At 52.4% G+C, this 21423-nt stretch carries 15 protein-coding genes; 4 read left to right on the top strand and 11 right to left on the bottom strand.

Translation table 11 applies throughout. The features are described 5' to 3' along the window. Window position 1 precedes the first annotated feature (1 nt). Entirely contained in the window at window positions 2-913 is a 912-nt protein-coding gene (locus B1728_RS03095) for a hypothetical protein (protein ID WP_079908689.1), read from the top strand. Between the two features lie 88 nt (window positions 914-1001). Here B1728_RS03095 and B1728_RS03090 read toward each other — a convergent pair whose 3' ends face one another. The 3 genes from B1728_RS03090 to B1728_RS03080 form a co-directional block, all read right to left on the bottom strand. Beyond that, complete coding sequence (locus B1728_RS03090; RefSeq protein ID WP_079908688.1) at window positions 1002-1199, bottom strand: YqzE family protein; 198 nt, start codon at window positions 1197-1199, stop codon at window positions 1002-1004. Between the two features lie 341 nt (window positions 1200-1540). Continuing rightward, window positions 1541-3259 (bottom strand): arginine--tRNA ligase, encoded by a 1719-nt coding sequence (gene argS / locus B1728_RS03085; protein WP_079908687.1) that lies wholly within the window; start codon window positions 3257-3259, stop codon window positions 1541-1543. Window positions 3260-3436: 177 nt separating this feature from the next. After that, window positions 3437-5134 (bottom strand): methyl-accepting chemotaxis protein, encoded by a 1698-nt coding sequence (locus B1728_RS03080; protein WP_179135856.1) that lies wholly within the window; start codon window positions 5132-5134, stop codon window positions 3437-3439. A gap of 288 nt (window positions 5135-5422) precedes the next feature. Between B1728_RS03080 and B1728_RS03075 the strand changes: the two genes are divergently transcribed. The 3 genes from B1728_RS03075 to B1728_RS03065 are packed head-to-tail and all read left to right on the top strand — an operon-like array spanning window position 5423 to window position 8817. Beyond that, a complete protein-coding gene (locus B1728_RS03075) occupies window positions 5423-6712 on the top strand; it encodes an FG-GAP repeat domain-containing protein (RefSeq protein WP_079908685.1) in 1290 nt (429 codons plus the stop codon). Next, window positions 6705-7412 carry a response regulator transcription factor gene (locus B1728_RS03070; RefSeq protein WP_079908684.1) on the top strand — a complete coding sequence of 236 codons (708 nt, stop codon included), beginning with the start codon at window positions 6705-6707 and terminating at the stop codon, window positions 7410-7412. The genes B1728_RS03075 and B1728_RS03070 overlap by 8 nt, the downstream gene beginning before the upstream one ends. Then, window positions 7402-8817 carry a sensor histidine kinase gene (locus tag B1728_RS03065; RefSeq protein ID WP_079908683.1) on the top strand — a complete coding sequence of 472 codons (1416 nt, stop codon included), beginning with the start codon at window positions 7402-7404 and terminating at the stop codon, window positions 8815-8817. The genes B1728_RS03070 and B1728_RS03065 overlap by 11 nt, the downstream gene beginning before the upstream one ends. A gap of 136 nt (window positions 8818-8953) precedes the next feature. Here the strand turns inward: B1728_RS03065 and B1728_RS03060 are convergent, their stop codons facing one another. From B1728_RS03060 to B1728_RS03025, 8 genes are all read right to left on the bottom strand, one after another. Further along, entirely contained in the window at window positions 8954-11248 is a 2295-nt protein-coding gene (locus tag B1728_RS03060) for a glycoside hydrolase family 88/105 protein (protein ID WP_079908682.1), read from the bottom strand. A gap of 13 nt (window positions 11249-11261) precedes the next feature. Next, on the bottom strand, window positions 11262-12995 hold the full coding sequence (locus B1728_RS03055) for a hypothetical protein (protein ID WP_079908681.1): 1734 nt from the start codon (window positions 12993-12995) through the stop codon (window positions 11262-11264). A gap of 23 nt (window positions 12996-13018) precedes the next feature. Further along, entirely contained in the window at window positions 13019-13678 is a 660-nt protein-coding gene (locus B1728_RS03050; RefSeq protein WP_079908680.1) for a hypothetical protein, read from the bottom strand. Between the two features lie 12 nt (window positions 13679-13690). Beyond that, complete coding sequence (locus B1728_RS03045) at window positions 13691-14638, bottom strand: sugar phosphate isomerase/epimerase family protein (RefSeq protein ID WP_079908679.1); 948 nt, start codon at window positions 14636-14638, stop codon at window positions 13691-13693. 102 nt (window positions 14639-14740) lie between these two features. Continuing rightward, window positions 14741-15613, bottom strand: a complete 873-nt coding sequence (locus tag B1728_RS03040) for a carbohydrate ABC transporter permease (RefSeq protein WP_079908678.1) — start codon at window positions 15611-15613, stop codon at window positions 14741-14743. Window positions 15614-15645: 32 nt separating this feature from the next. Next, window positions 15646-16503 carry an ABC transporter permease gene (locus B1728_RS03035; RefSeq protein WP_079908975.1) on the bottom strand — a complete coding sequence of 286 codons (858 nt, stop codon included), beginning with the start codon at window positions 16501-16503 and terminating at the stop codon, window positions 15646-15648. A gap of 170 nt (window positions 16504-16673) precedes the next feature. Continuing rightward, entirely contained in the window at window positions 16674-18272 is a 1599-nt protein-coding gene (locus tag B1728_RS03030) for an extracellular solute-binding protein (protein ID WP_256865204.1), read from the bottom strand. A 404-nt stretch (window positions 18273-18676) separates the two neighbouring features. Next, window positions 18677-20914, bottom strand: coding sequence for a helix-turn-helix domain-containing protein (locus B1728_RS03025; protein ID WP_079908677.1), 2238 nt, complete (start codon window positions 20912-20914; stop codon window positions 18677-18679). Window positions 20915-21423 lie beyond the last annotated feature (509 nt).

Raw genomic sequence — 21423 nt, 5'->3', positions numbered from 1 at the left:
GATGAAACGATCGACAATATGGCTCGCCGGGCTTTTTCTGTGGACAAGCCTCCTGGCAGCGAAGCCGCTTCATACGGCAGCGCTTCCCGACAACCCGCCGATCCCGGCAACCGCACTTGTACCCGCGACATCGGATCTAACCGTCACCAGCCCGACCTTCATGGATGCGGTCAACGGCTGGGTGAAGCGTATTTCCAGCGAGCAGGGCTTTGAAGCCTGGAAGCAGGCCTCTTGGACGAGCTCCCCTCTCGGTCCGGGCACTCACGGTTGGATCGTGCTGCTCAAAGCAGGGACGGCGGAGGTTGGCTACATGGTTATTTACGCCGCAGACCCGAATGATCCGACCAAGTATCGTCTCGCCGAGTACGGCAGAGGCAGCAAGCCGCTATTCAGCTTGAACACTCTGTACCAGTCGCTGGTACAGCTTGAACTTATTCATTCCTCTTACAAGGCAGAACGCTGGTATTCCGGACCCTTGTACGCCGTCTGGAAAGTAACCTCGGGAACGGAGCAGTTTATCATCGATGCCAAGAGCGGAGAAGTACTCCCGCTTACCTCCGATAAGCAGCTCGAGGAGGTACCATCGGATAAAGAGCCCGCGTCATCCGTACTGACCAAGCATTCCATAATGTCAAGCCTTCAGCTTGAATCCTTCGATCCCTATGACCGGCTTCCGTGGGTCAAGGGTACTCCGGTTTCATTGGATACGTTCGGGACGCTTGCAAACGCTCTCAAGCAGCAAAGCAGGCTCACGTACGTCGCAGAGCTGTACAACGGCTCCATCACTTTACCTTTGGCCGTGACCGGGTACCATCAATGGACGAATGAAGAAGCGTTCCTGCTGCTGGAGCAGGACGGACCCAGGGCTATTCCCTATTCCGCAGCTTCCAAGCTGGGCAAACTATTCCATTAGGTTTTTCTCCTCCTCTCCTATATAGAAAAGCTTCCCGCCTCTTAAGCTCGAAGAGTATTTCTACTTCGTGGCCAAGGAGAGAAGCTTTTCATTTTTTTTTGCGCCAAATAAGGCTCTCTATCCACATTCGGAGCGCTAACGGAAGCATCCCGAACCATCGGTATTGCCATTGCTCCCGCATCTCTCTCTGGGTTGCGCGGGTTTGCTTGCGAATCTCTCTCGGCGTCTCCATATACTTGACGAATTGCTCGGTCATATATTTGACCAGCTCATCTCCTTTGGCCATAAGCCATCCGCCTCCCTGGTTCATATGGTACCATTGTTGCCACTTTGTCCAAGCGCTCATACTCTTCCAGGATGAAATTATTCGCCATAGAACCACAGTTCATCAGACCTTCCAGGTCTAGTTTCTGTAGTTCGTGTGCTGAAGGATTTGCCTTGATGAGAAAAAACGGTTTTGCGCGAACTATGCTACATATAGAGGCAGGGGATGCCTCGAGGGGGTTACGTCCAACTTTCCGTGTCTAAACCAATACGTTTGTGCATGAATGAAATGGTGTGGAGCTCCACCGAGACAAAAAAATCACCCGATCCCCTTCGTTTTCACGAGGACATCGGGTGAATGGATTACATTTTTTCCGGGGCTTCGATCCCGATTAACGCTAAACCGTTGCGGATCGTGATTTGCGTACATTTCACCAGCGCCAGACGCGCTTGGCGAAGCGCCTGATCCTCCACCAGAATCGGACATTCGTGGTAGAAACGGTTGAAGCTTTGCGACAGATCGACCAAATAGCGGCTGACAATCGAAGGCTCGAGCTTATGCATCGACTGCTCAACACGCTCCTTGAACAAGTACAGCTGCTTCAGCAGACCTTGCGACTCGGCATTTTGCAGCAGCGAGGCATCTATTTGCTCCAGCTTCGCATCGAATGCGATGGAGTCCCCGCCGTTGGCTTTGCGCAGCACGCTGCATGCGCGGGTATGTGTATATTGAACATAAGGGCCTGTCTCGCCGTCGAAGTTCAAGGCAACATCCCAGGAGAACACGATATCTTTAATCCGGTTATTGCTCAAGTCATTGAAAATGATAGCTCCCACGCCGACTTGGCGGGCAACCTCATCCTTATTTTCCAGATTCGGATTCTTTTCCTCAATAATCGCTTTGGTCTTCTCGATCGCCTGCGTCAGCAGCTCTTCCAGACGAATCACGTTGCCTTTGCGAGTCGACAGCTTGGCGCCTTCCAGGCTGACTTTACCGAATGGCACATGCACAAGGCGGTCCGCCCATTCGTAGCCCATCAGCTCGATCACTTTAAACCATTGCTGGAAGTGCAGGCTTTGCCCTGCATCCGTTACATAGATACATTTATCAAAATCATAGGTGTTCTTGCGGTAGATCGCCGCCGTAACGTCCCGCGTATGATACAGCGTGCCGCCGTCCTTCTTGATCATCAAAGCTGGAGGCATATTGTATTCGTCCAGGCGTACCAATAGCGCGCCTTGGTCCTCTTCAAGCAGATTTTTCTGCTTCAGCTCCTCTACAACAGCGGCCATTTTATCGTTATAGAAGCTCTCGCCCGCATAAGAATCAAAGTGAACGCCCAGCAGGTCATATATTTTTTGGAATTCCTTCAAGCTGATTTCAACGAACCATCTCCACAGCTGCAGCGCTTCTTCGTCCCCCTGCTCCAGCTTCACGAACCAAGAGCGGGCTTCATCTTCAAGCTCCGGCTTTACGTCGGCCTCGTCATGAAATTTCACGTACAGGCGCTGCAGCTCGTCGATTCCGTCCGCTTCAACGACACTTTTGTCCCCCCACAGCTTGTACGCCACGATGAGCTTGCCGAACTGGGTTCCCCAGTCGCCCAAATGGTTAATTCCGATACAATTATAGCCCAGAAACTCAAAAATTTTATAAATGGCGTTCCCGATCATCGTTGTACGCAGGTGACCGATATGGAAGGCTTTGGCAATATTAGGCGAAGAGAAGTCCAATGCGATGTTGCGGCCTTGGCCGATATTTTGTGAGCCGTAACGGTCTCCCTTCTCCAGAACCTCGCCAATTACGCTGGATGCGAAGCTTGCCGGCTCCAGAAATACATTGAAATAACCGGATACGGCCTCCACGCGTTGAAACGCAGGATGTTCCTCCCATTGCTGCTTCAATTCCTCTGCAATCGCCTGCGGCGCTTTACGAAGCTGCTTGCTCAATTTAAAGCAGGGTAAGGACAGGTCTCCCATTTGCGGATTCGGCGGGTATTCAACCAAATCTGCAAGGAAATCCTCCGTCACTCCTTCCAGCCTCGAGGCAAGCTGTGCCGCCAATATATTCTTATAATTCATCGTCATAGACCCCTTTCCATCCACCCTGAAATCTTCTGTTCGTTTCCGTATATTCAAGCAACAAAGCACCCCAAGCGGGGTGCTCGCCATACGTCTTGTGAGTTTGCCATCATTTACATATGTTCATATTATATCTATCATGAAAAATCGAGTCAAGCGGCAGAACCCGCCAAATCCTTACGATATGCGAAATCTCCGAACAAGCACGTTCAGCTCCTCACACATCGTTTCTATCCTATGTACCGATCCTGTAATCTGCCTCATCGATTCCAGCTGGCCGAGAGATAAGCCCGCCGCTTGGGAGGACTGCACCGAGGAGTTTTTGGCTATGGCAGCCGTCTCCAGCACCGAAGCGGATACCTCCTGCGAGCCTGCCGATATTTGTTCGGATATGGCCGAGATTTCCATAATTTGCTCGTTCGTTTTTTGCGCCTTCTCTACAATGCTGTGAAAGCCTCCCGCCATTTGATTCACATAGCTTCTACCGAGCTCCATCTCTTTCAATTCCCTCTGCATAGCCGCTACCATGTGAGCCACTTTCCCTTGAACCGCTTCTATCAATTCCGCGATGTGCTCGGAGGATCTGCCCGACTGCTCGGCCAGCTTGCGGATTTCGCCTGCGACTACGGCAAAGCCCCGTCCTTCCTCTCCAGCCCTCGACGCTTCAATCGATGCATTAAGCGCCAGCAGATTCGTCTGAGCGGACAGGTCCCTCATCACCCTTACGATTTCCCCTATCTCTTCAGAATGGGCGGACAGCTCACGTACAGCTTGTGAAGAAGATTCGACAGAATGATGAATGGAATCCATTTGGTGCAGCACTTTATCCAAATTGCCGCTTCCTTGCTCAGCCGCTTTTAACGTGTCATACATCATTTCCGCCATCGCCATCGAAGAGTCGGCAATCTCACTCATACCGCGGGAAATCTCCTCCATCGCATTGGCGCTATCCTCCGTCCCCTTCTCCTGGGCTTCGGCTCCGGCAGCTATTTCTTGTATCGCAGAGGTCATCGTATGAATAGAAGCGACCGTACGGTCCGCATCTCCCGCGAGCAGCTTGGTCGTCTTGTTTACTTCCCGGGAGGTGTCATCAATCGTTTGGATCATTTCCTTCAAATGCGAAGTCATTTGATTAACAGACTGCACCAGGCTGCCGATTTCATCCTTGCTTTTGGACGCGATCGGTTCTCCGGTCAAATCGCCGTCCGCAATGCGGCGGACTCTTTCGCTAATCGCTTCAATCGGCTTGATCATCCGGCTGATCAACAGAAAGGCTATGAATGCGGCAAGGACCGGGAAGATGCCTCCTGTCTGGAGCGTGAACCTCAGCATGGTCCATGTGCGGTTCTCCAGGATGCCGGCGTCAAAGTCGATGGCCATCAAAGCCACGATGTTTTTGGAAGCGTCATGATCTGCATAGATCGGAGCGTAGCCTGTCTTCCTTGCTCCTTCTCCGAACGTATAGACAGACGATGCCATCGGGTGCTTCATGCTGACCAGCATATCGACGGCTTCACGATCTATGTAAAAGGAGTCGCCGGCTTTAAAGCCTTCTTTCTCCAGCCGCTTGTCAGGAACGAGCAGCTTCCCGTCCAGACTCATAATGGCGGCGTTTTTGAAAATCGGCTTGTGGTCGACGATCCAGTTCACCTTATCCCTCAAGGCTTGGCTAGCCTGACCGTTGGCCAGCTCCTTGATTTCGGCCGGCGTCAGAAGCCCCGAGGTAATGCTTGCACAGCCTATCAATTCATCGCCGGCCGCTTGGTCGATTTGCTTGTAATTGACGTAATAGCCGATGACAAGCAGGGACAAAACACTTGTTACAACAGCAATGACAACTAGCCAAGTCACTTTTCCTACGATTCCTAATCTCATTGAAGACCCCTCTTTTCTTTTTAGCCAAGATGTAGATGTGATTGATTTCATAGTAGCCAGAACCGCTGCGGCCTACTGTGATTTATATCACACCCTCCCTAATTCCCATAAGCTTCCTGGCAAAATGTAATGAGTTTGTTACTCTTTGGCCATGGATTAGCTGTTATAATCGTTATGATCCGTGGCGGGCCCCGGAGTCTCTTGGAAACCTGTGAAGCTTGACTCACTGCCAATAGGCTCCGGTGAGGGTACACCCCTCCAGCCAAACAGAAAGTAGGCGAAATCAACTTGCTAGCCAAATCTTGGCCCACTATCCTGCTGCTCATGATTCTGACAGTCCTGATCAGCGGATGCTCGCTGTCCAATGATCCGCAATCCTATATGCGAATGCCCAAGCTTCCGGAAGAGAAGGAAAGCTTGAAGCAGATGATTCAATCGGCGCTGCCCAGCGGAGCCTCTATTATCCGTCCCAAGAAGTCGGCCGATACCGGCTCCATCTATATTAAGGATCTCGATAACGACGGCACGCCTGAAGCGGTCGTGTTCTATCAGACACCCGATAAAGAAATCCGCATCAAAGGCATGCTCTGGCAAAAGAATGGCGACAGCTGGAGGCTGCTGAGCGAATTTGAAGGCGACGGGTATGAGCTCGATACCCTTCTATTCGAGGACGTCACCCAGGACGGCGTCACAGACCTGTTGGTCGGTTATTCCGGCGGCGCCAAAATCAATAAGGGCCTCGTCATCTACCACTTGGACGGACAGCAGCTAACCAAGCTGTATCAGACTCCTTATACGGAAATGGTCGTGGACGATCTGAATCAAGACCAGGTGAAGGATATAACGATTTTAACTATGGATCGCGGCGTTGCCGCCAAGTTAACAACGGTCCAATATTCACGGCAGTTTCAAGCCATCGGAACCGTAGAGCTGGACCCCTATGTGAACGGGTATTACAACATCGCTGCAGGAAATGTTACCGAGTCAAAGAAAGGCATGCTGCTTGACGCCGGACTTGGGGCTCACTCGTCCAGCACGCAGCTGGTTTATTTTGATGGCGGTCAGCTTGTCAAAGCATTCCCCGGTGACAAAGCTCCCTTTAACCCGGGGTCTACCAAAAGCGGCGATTATAACGGAGACGGCATTATGGAAATCGGGCTTCTCGTTGCACCGAAGGGCTCGGAGGAGGAATCATACGCCACTACGCCGTGGATTACCGAATATTACCGTTGGGACGGTCAGCAGGGGTTGGAGAAGCAGCCGCTATATAAGCGCTATTATGATTATACCAACAGCTTTTATTTCGATATTCCGGCCGAATGGAACGACTCCTTCCGTGTTGCAAGGGATCCCGAAGGGAATGCGATTCGCTTCCTGGCTCTAGATCGGGATGAAGCTCTCGTCGAATGGAAGACGATTCCGAGCGAAAACAGGAACGACGCCGATCCCGGATGGCAGGAAATTGGAAGAACCGAAAAAACAGTCACTCTCTTGCATCTAACCGAACAAAGCAGGCCGTACGTCCAACAATTTCATTCTGTAATAGAGCTTGAGCAAAAGGGGGGTTCCCATGAATAAAGTGCTGATTCTTGAAGATGAGGAATCCATCCGAAGCTTCATTGTCGTCAATTTGAAAAGAGAAGGATTCCATAGTATCGAAGCCGCGACCGGTGAAGAAGCGCTGCAGCAGTTCCGCCGGCATCCCGATCTTGGAGTGGCGCTGCTCGATGTCATGGTGCCAGGACCTGACGGCTTCGAGGTATGCCGGCAAATCCGCGAAGCTAACGAACGGGTGGGCATTATCTTTTTGACCGCCAAGGTTCAGGAGAAAGATAAAATATTCGGTCTCTCTCTTGGAGCCGACGATTATATAAGCAAGCCGTTCAGTCCCGGCGAATTAATGGCGAGGGTACAATCCTTGCTGCGCCGCGTTCAGCTTCAAAGCTGGACACCCGTCCAGCATGACATACTCCGCTCCGGCCCTTTTGAGCTTCATAAGGAGCTGCGGGAGTTCAGGAAGAACGGCTCCGTCATCGATGTGACGCCTACCGAGCTCGCTTTGATCTGCATGTTTATGGAGCATCCCAACATTCCTTTAAGCCGCGACAAGCTGCTGGACGAAGTATGGGGAGCCAACTACATTGGCGATCCGAAAATGGTCGACGTCAATATTCGCCGTGTCCGGCAAAAGATTGAAGACGATCCTTCCAAGCCGGCCTTTATCGAAACGGTCTGGGGGCTTGGCTACAGGTGGAAGGATATGGGTCATGAAACGTAAAGGAATCAAAAGAGTCGTCGTTTCCCACTATGTGCTTGTCGTGCTGCTGACCTTAATATTGGCCGAGAGTGTCTTCCTGTATTCGGTCAGAACCTTTTACTATAACAGCATAGCGAGCAATTTGAGCAACCACGCTCAGGTGTCCGCTTCCTTCTACAACAAGTTCCATAATAATCTGAACGTGCTCATGTTCGACAGCCAGCTTCCTGAGGTGATCGAATCCTTCGCGCACGATAATGCGGAGCTTCAGATTCTGAGCAATCAAGGGATGGTGCTGGCAAGCACCAGCGGATTCGCCGTCCATGAGCAGATCAGGACCAAGGATGTAAAGTCCGCCGCACAAGGCGATACGAGCCGCTGGATTGGCAGGAATGCAAATACCGGAGAAAGGGTGCTGGCCGTCTCTACGCCGCTGGAGTGGAATGGACAGCCCATCGCCCTGCTTCGCTACGTCACTTCCTTGGAGGAGGTCGATCATGTCATCCGCAATCTGACTAATATCGCCCTGCTCATCGGCTTGGTCATTCTGGCTACCGTTTCCTTAATCAGCCTGGGGCTGGCCAACTCGATCGTAAAGCCGATTAACCGGATTACAGCCGCTTCCGCCTTAATGGCCAAGGGCCGGCTCGATACCCGGGTCGACGAAGGCTTTAAATACGAATTAGGGGATCTGGCCAAAACCTTGAATTACATGGCGCAGGAAATCGTAAAAAGCGATCAGCTCAAAAACGACTTCATCTCTTCGATCTCCCACGAGCTGCGGACCCCCTTAACCAGCATCAAGGGTTGGAGCGAGACGATCCTGCTGGGCGATATGAAGGATCATGAGGAAACAAGAACCGGGCTTAAGGTCATCTCCAAGGAGACGGACCGCTTGGTCGGGCTTGTAGAGGAGCTTCTCGATTTCTCCCGGCTGGAGCAGAAGCAGCTGGCTTTGGAGGTTCAGCAGGTTGATCTGCCTCAGCTATTGAATGAAGTGGTGCTGCAATTAGCGGCAAAAGCGAAATCCAAACAAGTCACATTCATATACGATGAGGAGGGCATCGACGGACCCATACTAATTCCGGGGGATGAAAACCGGCTGAAGCAGGTCTTTCTCAATATTGCGGACAACGCAATCAAATTCGCTTATTCCGATACGGCTATTAGGGTTACGATAACAGAAGAGGAATCGGGCTATCTTGGCATAAGGATTCATGACCAGGGAGTGATCATTCCTGAAGCGCATTTATCGAGGGTCATGGAGAAGTTTTATCAGGTTCATCCCCAAGGCGAAGGAACCGGTCTAGGTCTGGCGATTTGCTCGGAGATTGTTGCGCTGCACTCCGGCACATTGTCGATTACCTCGGATGAATCCGGAACGGAGGTTACTGTGCGGCTGCCTGGAGGACGAGAAGAAGCATGAAAAAGGCCCCTTAGACTTCATGGGCCTGGTTCTGTTGAAAAACCTATTTTGCGTGAACTATTGGTTTATTCAACAACCCTGACCCCTCGAACAACAAGGGGCCTTTTTCATAAGGGGATAAGGAATTGCAGAGCTGTTATACAGCGCTCTGCTTCGCCTCCGCCAGATACCGCTTCAGCTTGGCGATTTCGGTTCCCGCAAGCATCATGATGCCTATCCCGTGATTATCGTTGGTTACGGTCAATAAATCATACTTGTAGTAATCCGGTGTAAAGGCATACCGCGAGCCGCTGCACACGCCGTGAACATTGCCCTGCCGGTCGATGGCGCACCGGGTTAAGCCCGCCCATGCCTTGAAAGCAGCGGCAGTAAAGCGCTGCGGATCACGCAGCCATTTGAAGCGGACTCCTCGTGCGAAGGCATACGCGAACATCGCCGTGCACGATGCCTCCTCATAGGCCTCCGGATCATTCAGCACCTGATGCCACAGCCCGCTATCCGCCTGAAGCGCAGCATACCCTTCGCACAGCTCGCGGAAGAAGCCGAGCAGCTCCGGACGCAGCGCATGATCTTCCGGCAGCGCCTCCAGTACCTCGGATAACGAGAACAGCGTCCAGCCATTGCCGCGCCCCCAAGGGATACCGGTCGCAGCCCCATATTTGAAATCATACACGTGGGACATGATGCGCTCTTTGGGCAAGAACAAATAGCTGCGGAACAACAGGAACTGCCGAGCCGCTTCATCCAGCGCTTCCGGCCTCCCGGTTACTTGAGCGAACCGGCACAGGAACGGCGTGCTCATATACAAGTCGTCGGCCCATATCGTATTCTCCGAGTATTCATCTGCACATACGCGGTAGAAGGCTCCATCCTCCTTGCGCTCCAACCGGTTCAGCATGAAATCCGCGATCCGGTCCGCTACGGGAAGAAACCTTAAGTCCCCGCAATCGCGAAACGCTTCGAGCATGGCGGAGCCGAATGAGCCGCAGTTATCCAGCATCTTCATCATGACGAGCTGCTGATTGATGGCCGGGAAGCCGTATCGCTCACGGTCCCATAGCGAGTACTCGTACAAATCGGTGCATGCCTGCACATGCTCAGCCGCATACCGGACCAAATCGGGCCGCTGCAGCCATCGTCCCGTCTGCAGCAGCCCGTAGACCGTGACGCCAAGGGGATAATCCCAGCGTGCATAGTTCGTCACGTTCCCAACGGTCCATTTATTGCTCAGCATGGAGTTCTCATAATAAGGACGAATCCAGGCATCCGGCAGATCCAGCTGCCAATACGTCCAGCTATCGGCAGACGGCTGAACGGCATCAGCAGCACCGACACTTATAACCGCTGACGAATCCAGCGGGTACAGTCGATCCGTACGAACCCATTCCTCGTACGGAAGCTCCAGCTCCGCGTCGAAAGGTCCCGCGTACAGCCATGGCGTTTCTGCTCCAAGCACCGGGATCGGGGCTGCCAGCTCGGGACGGCTCGTTCCCTCTCCCGTAACCTGCAGCGAACAATCCCATGATGCCTCGCCGCAAACGCTGCGAACAAGGAGATCGTGCTTGCCCGCCGTCAGCCGGAAGCGGCCCGCGAAGGGGCCTCCGTGAGAGGCCTCGACGGCTAAGACAAGATCGCCGTCTACCCATACCTCGGCCGGACCAGACGAGCTCCCCTCAAGCGTGACCCACTCCCCTGTCATGCGGGAACAGTCCAGCTTGGTCCAGACATAGGCCTGGCTCCCAGGCCTCCTGCCGAACAACCGCTCCAGCGTCGGAAGCCTTCGCCCCTCTTCATCCCACTGTATCCGTGGCAGCCAGCGTATGTCAGAAGGATATTCGGCTCCAAGCAGTTCCGGCACGCCCCATCCCTGTGGAATGAGGTCTTCCTTCACCGGCTCCGAGAAGGCCCATCCTGCCTGTCCCTGCCGTTCGGAGAATGGGGACAGCACGTTCAGAATGCGGACCTTGGCCTCGTCCGCTCCAATCAGGCAGCCGAAGCCGGCAGCCGTACAGCGAAACGAGAGGAACAGCGCATTCCAGCCTTTGACGAAATTCAAATTCAGCTTGGCGCTGGTATCCGGTTTCATCTCGTCTATAACATTCGACCGGTAGGCCAGCTCCCCGTTAAAGTAAAATCGCACAGGACCGAGACAGCGAATCAGCAAATCAAGATTGCGTTCCCCATCGCTCCATACGAGCGCGCAGGCGTAGGCCGTCTGCCCGGGCAATGCAGCTGGAAACCGCCGGGCCAGATCAAGCTCATAGAGCCCCTCCTCATTTTGCAATATGCCGGAAGCGTAAAACGCCCGATAGGTGAAACCTGCCTGGGGATTGGCACCCACGTACCGTTCGGCCAAAACCTTCAGGATGGCTGCATCGTCATCGCCGAACCGCGATGCGACGCTTTCTTGCTCATGAAAGTAATGCGTCATACCCACCCTCCTTTTAAAGCAATCGGATCCTGACGGTTTTATCGAACGGCGTCACCCAGTTCAGATGGACATATTGGCAGCCTGCCGGATGGCTGTCCTCGCGGACCTCCGTCACGAAATGCTCGCGCCCCCCGGGAGAGAGCTCGATCGCGTGAGCCCCAGCCGAATAGCGTGCGGCACCGTTTGTCAGCACATATCGCCCTTCGCCGATCGCTTCCAAGCCCTCGCCTTCCAGCTTGCCTTCAGCGCCTAGAATAAATGTCAGCTGAGTCAATACATCCTCCCTGTCATCCGGGACGGTTCGAAGAGTCCATTCCGCTTCCCCTGGGGTCAGCTCTGCTCTCAAACGGTGGGACTGTACATGCGTCAGCGGCCTATGCTGGTGCGGAAGCAAATACCAAGGGCTGAGCTGTGTGCGCCCTTCCGGAAGCAGGTGCTTCGGGATTGGTCCTGTATAGCCTTTTTCCATCGTAATATCCAACGTATAGCCGGTTTCGCTAACGGACAGCTCATCAAACTTCACAATACCTGGTGAAAAGGACGTGGACAGCTTCAAGCCGAGCAGCCTCACCTCGCCGTGCCGCAGAGAAAAGAACGACGGCGTCCTCGTCATGATCGTGACGCTGGTCTCCCGCTCCCGAATGCGGACGAGCGGGGCACCGAACGCCAGATGCATGCTGCTGTGCTGGATTTTCATATGATGACCTACCGAATCGATAGCTTCGAGATGCTCCCGAATCGGATGTGAGCCATTGATCACCTTGACGTAATGATCCGGCAGCGCGGCACGCTCTAAACCGCTTATATCCGTCAGCTCGTGATACAGCAGCAGCTGCAGCAGAGCGTTGTTATTTACGCCTTCCGGTCCGCTAATGCAGGACCCGGCACAATCGGACATTGCGGCAAATAACGGGTCCTTATCGAGTGCCGCCATCAGCCGGTAGGAGAGAAAATACGTACCCAGGTGATACGGATGGCCGAAATCCTGTCGGCCGGAATAGTCGGTGACAATTTCGCCGGAAGGATGAATGAGGTATACCATCATGCGCAGATTGCGGCGGACCGCCTCCAGCAGCTCTGGTCTGCCCAGCACGCGGCCCGTATGATAGAGCGCAATATCGCTGACGGCATTGTAAATGCCGTTACTGCGCTCGGTCCATTCGCCGTCCTCCGTGATGTCAAGTCCTTCCGCGAGCCATTCCTCAGCCCTTGCTACAAGCCCCGGCAGCGGAAATATCTCGTAGAGCAGCGACAGCGCCGCCGTAAGCACCCAGCGGTGATTCGGCGTATGGCAGCCGCCCGTCAGCATAGCGGGGATCGTCCGCTCCAGAAACCGCCGCAGCTTCTCTGCCGTCGGCTGTACGGCGGTCCAGCTGTGCCTGTGCAGCAGCTGGTACATTTGGGTCACTCCCCCTACGACGAAACCGGTGTCGGGAGGCGAGTTGAAGTTCGTCGAGCCGAGCGACACGGTCCCGTCCGCATGCTGGCGGTTCAGCATGAAATCGGCCGCCAGATCCAGGGCCTTAAGAAGCTCCGGATCATGATAATACCTTGAATCCGGGTTAACCAATGCGCATGCCCAATAGGCCATCACACTAGGCGTGCCGCCGTGGTTCGGCCGCGGGATGCCCGAATCATCCATAATACCGCCCGCATATTTGTTCGAAGCGTCCTTTACCTGCTTGCCCAAGGTCGCTTGCGTCACGTCATCATATAATAGGACCAGCTTCTTATATGTCGAATCCATGGCTCTCTCCTCTTCTGGTTACATCATGCTAAGTACTTTGCTCTTAGGCGTTCCAATTCCCGTTCTATGCGAACCGGGATTTCCTCTGCCAAGTCAGCCCAATCTACGAACAGCCCATCAGGGATGTGATACGCTTCGAACTGCATCGACGGCTCAAATGCCAGCGAACGCAAATGCCGCTCGACCAGCCAATGGATCGCCGCATCCGCAGCAACCCGGCTACAGAACATCTCTGGTACCGTCAGGCCGTCGATGCCGGCGTCTTCATTCACCGACGACCGCATGCCCGGCAAGAGCTCGAACAGCTCGGGCAGCGGCGAAAAGGCATGCTTGCCCGGCTGAGAATACAGCCGGACCTGCGTCCCCTCGACATTACTTCGCCCAGGCAGCAGCGATTTCAAATATTTGCCGTGGAAGCTGGCTTCCGCATCCGCGACCTCCCCATCCTGCCCCACATAAATCCATACATGCTCGAGCTCGTACAAATGCTGAATATCGTAGTCCCAGTAAATGGCATATTCGATTACGCAGGCTGTATCATTCGTGAACCGTATTTTTCTGCGAAATGACGGGGATTCCCCCGGCTCCCGAAATACAGTTACTCCTACTCTAACCGGATAAAACGGCTCCCGATGATCGAAATACAGCACAGGCGCATATTTCAGAGCCAGCTCGCGGTCCATGAAATCTCCCACCTACCCTCTCAAACCATCCAGCTTGCCGGTAATAATCCGGTGGCTTTCCCCGATTTCGCCCGGCTGGCAAGCGGCTTTCAGCTCATACACCTTCACCTTCGCCTGTTCGATAGCCCCCAGGAAACGGTCAAAGCCTGTAAGATCGTTGCTGTGCACATAGGGACACCAATGGTCGGACAGCTCCAGCGTCTCATGAATATGGACGCCGTAGATATAGCGCTTAACCTGCTCCAGCTCGGCGGCGTTATCATACAAGCCCATCCGCTCCATCATGGTCGCATGACCGATATCGTACCACAGATAGACAGGCGCTCCCTGCAGGCTATCACAGATCGTCTTCGCCTCCATCAGCGTCGGCATCTGATAGCAGCGCGAACGCGTCTCTATGCCAATGGCGACGTTCCAGCCCCGTTGTGCGGCATGCTCGCTCGCCTTCTCCAGACTTTCCTGAATCCGCTTCGTATAAATCGGGCTGAGCCTCTCCCTCCGCTCCAGCATCTGCGCCCACAGCCCACGGTACGCCGCCGACTCCTTGCCTTCCTCGCGATAGACCTTCTTCAGCTCGGAGTCTATGTTGTACTCGAACGGAACCTCTCCCGGATGGACTACGACCGCTTTGGCCCCGTACCGGTGAGCATATTCCATTGACCGGATCAGCAGCTCAACGGACCGTTCCCGCTTCGCCTCGTCGTCGAAGCCGAGCATGACCGAATCGGTATCATAATCCTTGTCGGCAATATGAGGAAACACGTTGTGCACGCTGGATACTCCAATTTCCCCTTTTTCAATCATCGGTTCAATCGTAGTCATAAGCTCGTCGGTCACATTATAGTTCAGCTCGACATAACGAAATCCGAGTGACCGGATCTCCTCCACCATCTCCCTTCCGACCATGTGCCGCTTAATATTCCAGCAGGTCGAAAACGAGTATTCTCCCTTATCCAGCATTTCTGCTCCCCTCCATTGTGTATTACCTAACGAACGATCTCTGTAAGAACTTACTCTTCCCGCAATACTTTCCGCAGTATTCGTTGCCCTAATAACCGGCGCTTATCCTTTGACCGAGCCAAGCATAATCCCGGACACAAAATACCGCTGCAGCCACGGATACACGACCAGAATAGGCAGCGTCGCCACCACAATGCTGGCAGCCTTCAGGCTCTCCGGCAAAATTTGCACGATCTGCGCGCCCTCCATCTGCATCTGATCGGTCATCATGCTGTTCATAATCATCTGATACAGCTTCAGCTGAAGCGGATACAGGTTCGGGTCGGTGATGTAAAATAACGAGTCCATAAAGCCGTTCCAGCGGTTGACCGCATAGAACAAACTTAGCGTTGCAATGGCAGGCATCGACAAAGGCAGAATAATCCGGATCAGCGTTCCGAAATGAGAGCTTCCGTCCAGCTCCGCCGACTCCTCCAAGCTCTTGGGAATGCCGTTAAAAAACGTGATTAATATAATAAGGTAGAACGGATTTACCAGCAGCGGCAAAATCAGCGACCAAATGGTATTGACCAGATGAAGCTCCTTCACCAGAATGTATTCGGGGATGATCCCTCCGCTGAAAAACATCGTAAATACGATCATATACATGAACACCTTGCGACCCTTAAGCTCTGTCTTGGTTAAAGGGTAGGCCGCAAAGATGGTCATAACCATGCACAGAACGGTGAACAGCACCGTAAGTCCGACCGACAGGCCCAGAGAGCGGATCATCGCCGCATCAGCCAGTACCCGGTTGTACGCCTCCCAATTCAGATCAACCGGAAAAATCGTCACATCTCCCGACATAATCGGCTTGTTGGAGCTGAGAGATATTGACAGGATATGCAGAAAGGGGGCCAGACATAGGATCAGAGCGACCAGCAGCAGCGCCGTATTGACTCCATCGAACAGGCGATTGCCCATTTTCGTGTTCATAAACGTACTCCTTTCTCTGTACGAGGAAAAGGCTACAGAATGCCTTCGTCAGTTGTTTTCTTGGAGATGTAATTGGAGGTCAGAATGAACACCAGCCCCACGACAGCCTGGAAGAAGCCGACCGCCGTAGCAACGGAATATTCCCCTGTCTGCATCCCGATTTTGTATACGAACGTGCTAAGCACCTGGGAAAATTCCGCCACCGTCACATTGCCGATAACAAAAGGACGGTCAAAGCCGATCTGCACCATTTCCCCCAGCTTCAAAATAAGCAGCACGATGATCGTAGATCGAATCCCCGGGAGGGTAATGTTCCAAATTTTTGCAAACCGTCCCGCTCCATCTACATCAGCAGCTTCATACAGCTCCTTGTTGATGGCAGTCAAAGCAGCCAAATAAATGATTGTGCCCCATCCGGCGCTCTGCCAGATCCCTGTGCCCAAGTACGTAACAAGCCAGTAGTATTTATCCGATAGAAACGGAATCGGACCGATTCCGATGTTTCCGAGAAGATGGTTAACCACACCCGAGTTCGTAGAAAATGCCTGATACACAATGCCGCCGATAATAACCCAGGAGATAAAATGCGGCAAGTACAGGATCGTCTGGGAAAGCTTCTTGAACCAGGCTCTGCCCAGCTCGTTAAGCATCAGCGCCAGCAAAATCGGGGCGGGGAACGAAAAGATCAAATCCAAAAAATTAAGCATAAAAGTGTTTCGCAGCGCAACATAGAACGCGTCCATTTTGAAAATTTCGCCAAACGTATCCAAGCCGATCCACGGGCTCTTGTTGATGCCCTGAAACAAGTTGAAATCCTTGAACGCAATCGTCACACCGTACATCGGGCCGTACTTAAATACAAGGAAGTAAGCAATAGGCAGCATCAGCATGGCATACAGCTGCCAATAACGATTTAAATAAGTTCCTGCACCTCGCACTTCTCTCAAGCCTCCTCCTGCCTCATCTAACCGTTTGCTTGCGAACCCGTTTGGAAGGGAGCCGGAGCCCCCTCCCGGGTTCTATCTATTTGCTTTTCCAGTCAAGGGATTTTCCAAGTTGTTTACTTTTTCATCGATTTGTAGGCTTCCGTCCGTTCTTTCTTGATTTCATCGCCGCCACTGGACATATAGTCCTTCAGCATCGCGTCGTAAACCTTGTCAAAATCCTCCGGCTTGGCCATCATGCATTTGACAAGCATTTCTTCGTATTTGTCCAGCAGTACTTTTCCGTACTTGACCTCGGCTTGAATAGGACGGTCGAAGCGAAGCGGAGCGATCCCGTCAGCCAATCCGTTCTGGAAGGATATAGCTGCATCCGCACGATAGGCCTCAGGTGCCGCAAGCGCCATCGCTTTTAAGTTTTTGGTTTTGTCGCCGAGATCCAATCCGTTCGATACCAGCCTCATATCTCCGGCGTTATACAGCAGATTTTTGGTAGCTTCATCGTCCTTCAGAATAGGAAGTCCGTCCTGAAGCGTATAGTTCTTCCCTTCCTCACCGTTAGTAAGGCGGTTCAGGACATCCTTCTGCGCCATCCAGTTCAAATATTTCATGGCCGCTTCGCCGTTCTTGCTCGACTTCGGAATCATGATATACATCCCGGCCGGTTGATACGCAGGCTTGGAGTGCTTGCCTTCCTCGTTGGTATAAGGATCGATAGGCGTAATCTTGGCTCCTTGCACGTTCTTCTGCAGGATGCCTACCACTTCAGGGGCGGTGCCGTAGCTTTGCCCTGCGTCCTCCGCGTACAAGCCTACTTTGCCCGTCATTACGTCCTGCTGCAGCTTCTTCTTATCTTTATCCAGTGCGAAATCCGGCGAGATCAGTCCCTCATTGTACAGCTTGTTAAGGAATTTGACGCCTTCCTTATGTCCAGGCATCAGCGTCGGCTTATCGCCCGAACCCAGCAGCTGCATCAGCGTATAGCGTTCTTCCTCGGACGTTTTCTTAATAAACGGCCAGATGATCGGTTCATAGGAGGCCGGCGCCAGCGAGAAGCCTAACGGTATGGTACCGCTGCCGCCCGGACTTTTCTCTTTGAATGCCTTCAGCGTGTTATATACTTCCTCGGTCGTTTTCGGAACCGGCAGACCCAGCTTGTCGAGCCAGTCTTGCCGGATCATCGAGGAATACTTGCCCAAATACACGCGTTTGGCCGGGATAGCGTACTGCTTACCGTCAAATTTGCCGTAATTCAGCGTATCTTCACCGAGATAGCTTTTCAGATTGGCGCCGCCTGCATCTAGCAATTTACCCAGATCCATCAAGCCGCCCTGCTGCACATATTTGTATACAAGATTCGGGTCGTAGGTGAACACAATATCCGGAGCATCCCCGCTCGCCATCAAAACGTTCAGCTTATCTACTTCCTGAGCCCGGGGGACAGGGACGAATTCCAATTTAATGTTATTGGGATTGCCGAACGCTTCCTGCACCCATTTGGTCACCAAATTGTTCGTTACGGTCATACCCGCCGGCGAATTGCCGCGGTCGAACACTTCGACCTTCAAAGTCACTTGCTCTTTAGAGCCGCTGCCGCCGCTTCCCGCCGAGCCTGATTGCGTTTGACCCCCGTTGCTGGTACAACCGACCAATAAACCGAATGCCGTAACTGCCGCCAATGTGGATGCCGCGTTTCGTTTAAGCGCTTTCTTTTTCAAGGTGATTCATCTCCTCTACATCTGAGCTTCGTTAAGATATCCTTCATGTCCCCCTAGATATATCTGTCTTGCACTTGCTTCGCCCGATTGGAGGACCGGCGGGATGTAATTCAAGTTATACAGGTCGCCCTGGCTAAGGGTCAACCAACATGATTCTTCCGCATAAACCGATTGTCAGATAGCGCTTGATTCCTGACGACCAACCGATTTCTTATGACCAACTTTTCTCTGCGAAGTGCTCTCTTCCTTACTCCCGTGCGGATTTCTCAAGCCTCTCTCCATTGGAGCTTTCTTCCGTTAAGCCGCTTACAATCCTATTGGGATCGCATAGACGAGCCGCCGTCTTCACCAGCGTATAAAACTAAAGAAAGCTCCTCATGCTGACCATGGGAGCCTTCCGCACCTTACTCGGCTTGCATATATTTGCGGTAATCCCCGGGAGTGACGCCGACGACCTTCTTGAAGGTGCGTCCGAATGAAATCGAATGGGTATACCCTACTTTCTCCGAAATATCCTGCAAGGGCAGCTCGGTTTGCAATAGCAGCTTCTTGGCCTGCTCCATCCGTAAATTCATGAGAAAATCTACGAATTTCATTCCGTACACTTCCTTGAACAAATGGCTGCAATATTTGCCGTTCACATTAAATTGGTCCGAGATCAGATTCAGCGATAAGTCCGGATTGGCATAGTTGTCTTCAATATAATGCCGAATGTCGCTTGCCAGCTGATGATGATTTTTGGCATCCCGAAGGGATACGTATTGTCCGTGCAGCTGCTTAAGCGAGGAGACGACGATCGGAAGAAGCTCTTCTGTTGTCTCTGAAGTATCCAGCGCCTCTGTGAGCCGGGGAAGAACATGCTGCCTCCAGTATTCGATAATATCGGACGACAATCCCTCCAATGTGCGCTCAAGCAGCCGAACCCCATATTGCAGCAAATGGTGGATCTCCGCTCCCTTCAGCACATCCTGCTCCAAATACTCTGCGAACTGGTCAACATGAAGCTGCCAGCTGCTGTCGGAGATTCGAAATTCCTGGCACATTGCATCCATCAGCTGAAAATATTTATGAGTATCTCCGGAGCCGGCCGCCGCTATTTCTTCATAACGGATGACCTGATTGTTGCCGAGCGACATTTTATATTGGAGTGCTGTGACCGCCTCCTCGAAGGAATTACATACCTCCGTTAACTGCTCCGTGCTCCTTCCGACACCGACGGTTAAGGAGAACTTCAAATTCACGGCCACCCAAGTCCGAAAGCGGTCAAGCAAATCGCTCACGCCCTCGAGCTTCGCGTCCTCCTCCGTATGCAGCATGAGCAGAATCGACAGCCGTTTGTCGGATATCCACTCCGCCCAGACCGTCAGCCATTCGGAATCCGCCAGCTCCTGGGCGACATTGGTCAAAGCAAATTTGAGCAGGTTCTGGTCGGTCACACTGTAGCTTTGCTGGAAATTCGGGAATCCGTCGATTTCTGCGACACAAACAATCAGTCTAGTATAAGAACTCGGCAGCTTGTACCGGTTCATATGGGCAGCCCATTCCTGCCGGCTCATCGGAGACTGTCCACCAATCCATTCCAGGAAAAACTGCTTGCGCCTAATGATCAAATCCTCCTGATACTGCTTCTCGTAACGGTTGGTTTGCTCCATCAAACTGTCCAGCACTTTGCCGATAAACGAGAATTCGTCGCCGCCTTTTCCTCTAGGCGCACTGCGGCTCTGGTATTTGTTGATCTGCTGCATGATGCCTTCGATCGGCTTGTAATTCCGGCGTGTTACATACAGGGTATAGATAATGCTGAACAGCACGGTCGCTATGCCGATGCCAAGCCAAATATGGGAGATGGCCGAGACCCAGTTGAACATGCGTCCTCCCTTAATGCCGCTGACGAAATTCCAGCCGATGACATCGGAATGAATATCCGTTATGACACTTCCTTGTGCCGAGAGCGACTTGTCTTCCTCAAGCTCGACCGGATATACCCGCTGCCCCCCTGCATCCCTAATATCCATGAAGGTAATATCCGCGTTGATCATTTCGTCCACGATGCGCAGAAGCGAGCTGACCCTGACGTTGACCACGATAATGCCCTGATTGCCGAAAGGCAGCAGCGCCTTTTTGCTTATGGAAATGACTTTCTCCTTAGGCTGCAGGCTGAGGCCGGAATACATGCGAACGGAGGACCACCCCGTATTATTCGGATTGCCGAAGGATTCCTCGACGAATTCCTTGTCCTGGAAGTTATCCAGCTGCTGAATCGCATTGGTCGTCAGCACCAACTGATCCTGAGCGCGATACAAATAAATCGATTGAATCATCGGGTTATCGTCAAGAATTTTATGCAGCTCCTTGGACGTCTCGTAGTAAACCATTCCCCCCTCCGATTTGTTCTTCATCTCGAAAAAATCATAGAAGGCGTCGCTGTTCCCCGCTTCCTCCAAAATAACCCGCTCCACTGCCTTCAGCGAGGTTTCCATAGAATCAATCACATATTTGGCAAAAATCCGATTGGCCTTCTCGGTCTCCTTAATGGAAATTTCGCTCATCATGGAAACGGATACAAAAATAATGATACTAACGGTGATGAACAAGATCGGAAAATACGACATCAGCAATCGATTATACCAGGTCTTTTCCATACGCCTATGAACTCCTTACACGATTAATGGGATAAGTGCTTCTATAGGATCAAGCCGGCGTACACATCTTTCTTGAACCAAGAAAGCCAATGTGAACCCTAACTGCTTCGCCCGAAATGTGAAAATAAATCAACCCGCCTTTCGTTCGTCGAACAAAAACGGGTTGTCCGGGTATTTCCGCCCTATCGGTGTAGTCATTATACAGCGGAACGGATTTCTCCGACAAGCTCCACCTGCATCCTGGGAAAAACCGCCATTTGCACCCAGGTAAGCTACTTACTTTGTAACCTAACAGAAGGCTAATGACAACCAACTTTTTTCAGACGACCAACCTTTTTCCTGAGCATGACCTTTCCAACTACTCTGTCTGTTCATACCAAGCTCGCTGCCGGATAACATGCAGGAGGGGAGCCTTCCATTAGATAAACAATAGCGGGTAATACGATTAATTTGAATGTTTGCTAATGTACTCCGCCGGTACAAGCCCCCTACAGCCGTTGTACAAAGCA

Source organism: Paenibacillus sp. 32352 (genome assembly GCF_002042965.1).
Classification (GTDB): Bacteria; Bacillota; Bacilli; order Paenibacillales; family NBRC-103111; genus Paenibacillus_S; species Paenibacillus_S vulneris.
The sequence above is the reverse complement of the archived record's forward strand: the minus strand, read 5'-3'. Positions and strand labels throughout refer to the sequence as shown.

Bases quoted from the DNA above. Each gene is read 5' to 3' on its own strand.
- B1728_RS03095 (WP_079908689.1), top strand. From the start codon at position 2: ATGAAACGATCGACAATATGGCTCGCCGGGCTTTTTCTGTGGACAAGC.
- B1728_RS03090 (WP_079908688.1), bottom strand. From the start codon at position 1,199: ATGGCCAAAGGAGATGAGCTGGTCAAATATATGACCGAGCAATTCGTC.
- argS (WP_079908687.1), bottom strand. From the start codon at position 3,259: ATGAATTATAAGAATATATTGGCGGCACAGCTTGCCTCGAGGCTGGAA.
- B1728_RS03080 (WP_179135856.1), bottom strand. From the start codon at position 5,134: ATGAGATTAGGAATCGTAGGAAAAGTGACTTGGCTAGTTGTCATTGCT.
- B1728_RS03070 (WP_079908684.1), top strand. From the start codon at position 6,705: ATGAATAAAGTGCTGATTCTTGAAGATGAGGAATCCATCCGAAGCTTC.
- B1728_RS03065 (WP_079908683.1), top strand. From the start codon at position 7,402: ATGAAACGTAAAGGAATCAAAAGAGTCGTCGTTTCCCACTATGTGCTT.
- B1728_RS03060 (WP_079908682.1), bottom strand. From the start codon at position 11,248: ATGACGCATTACTTTCATGAGCAAGAAAGCGTCGCATCGCGGTTCGGC.
- B1728_RS03055 (WP_079908681.1), bottom strand. From the start codon at position 12,995: ATGGATTCGACATATAAGAAGCTGGTCCTATTATATGATGACGTGACG.
- B1728_RS03050 (WP_079908680.1), bottom strand. From the start codon at position 13,678: ATGGACCGCGAGCTGGCTCTGAAATATGCGCCTGTGCTGTATTTCGAT.
- B1728_RS03045 (WP_079908679.1), bottom strand. From the start codon at position 14,638: ATGCTGGATAAGGGAGAATACTCGTTTTCGACCTGCTGGAATATTAAG.
- B1728_RS03040 (WP_079908678.1), bottom strand. From the start codon at position 15,613: ATGAACACGAAAATGGGCAATCGCCTGTTCGATGGAGTCAATACGGCG.
- B1728_RS03035 (WP_079908975.1), bottom strand. From the start codon at position 16,503: ATGCTGATGCTGCCTATTGCTTACTTCCTTGTATTTAAGTACGGCCCG.
- B1728_RS03025 (WP_079908677.1), bottom strand. From the start codon at position 20,914: ATGGAAAAGACCTGGTATAATCGATTGCTGATGTCGTATTTTCCGATC.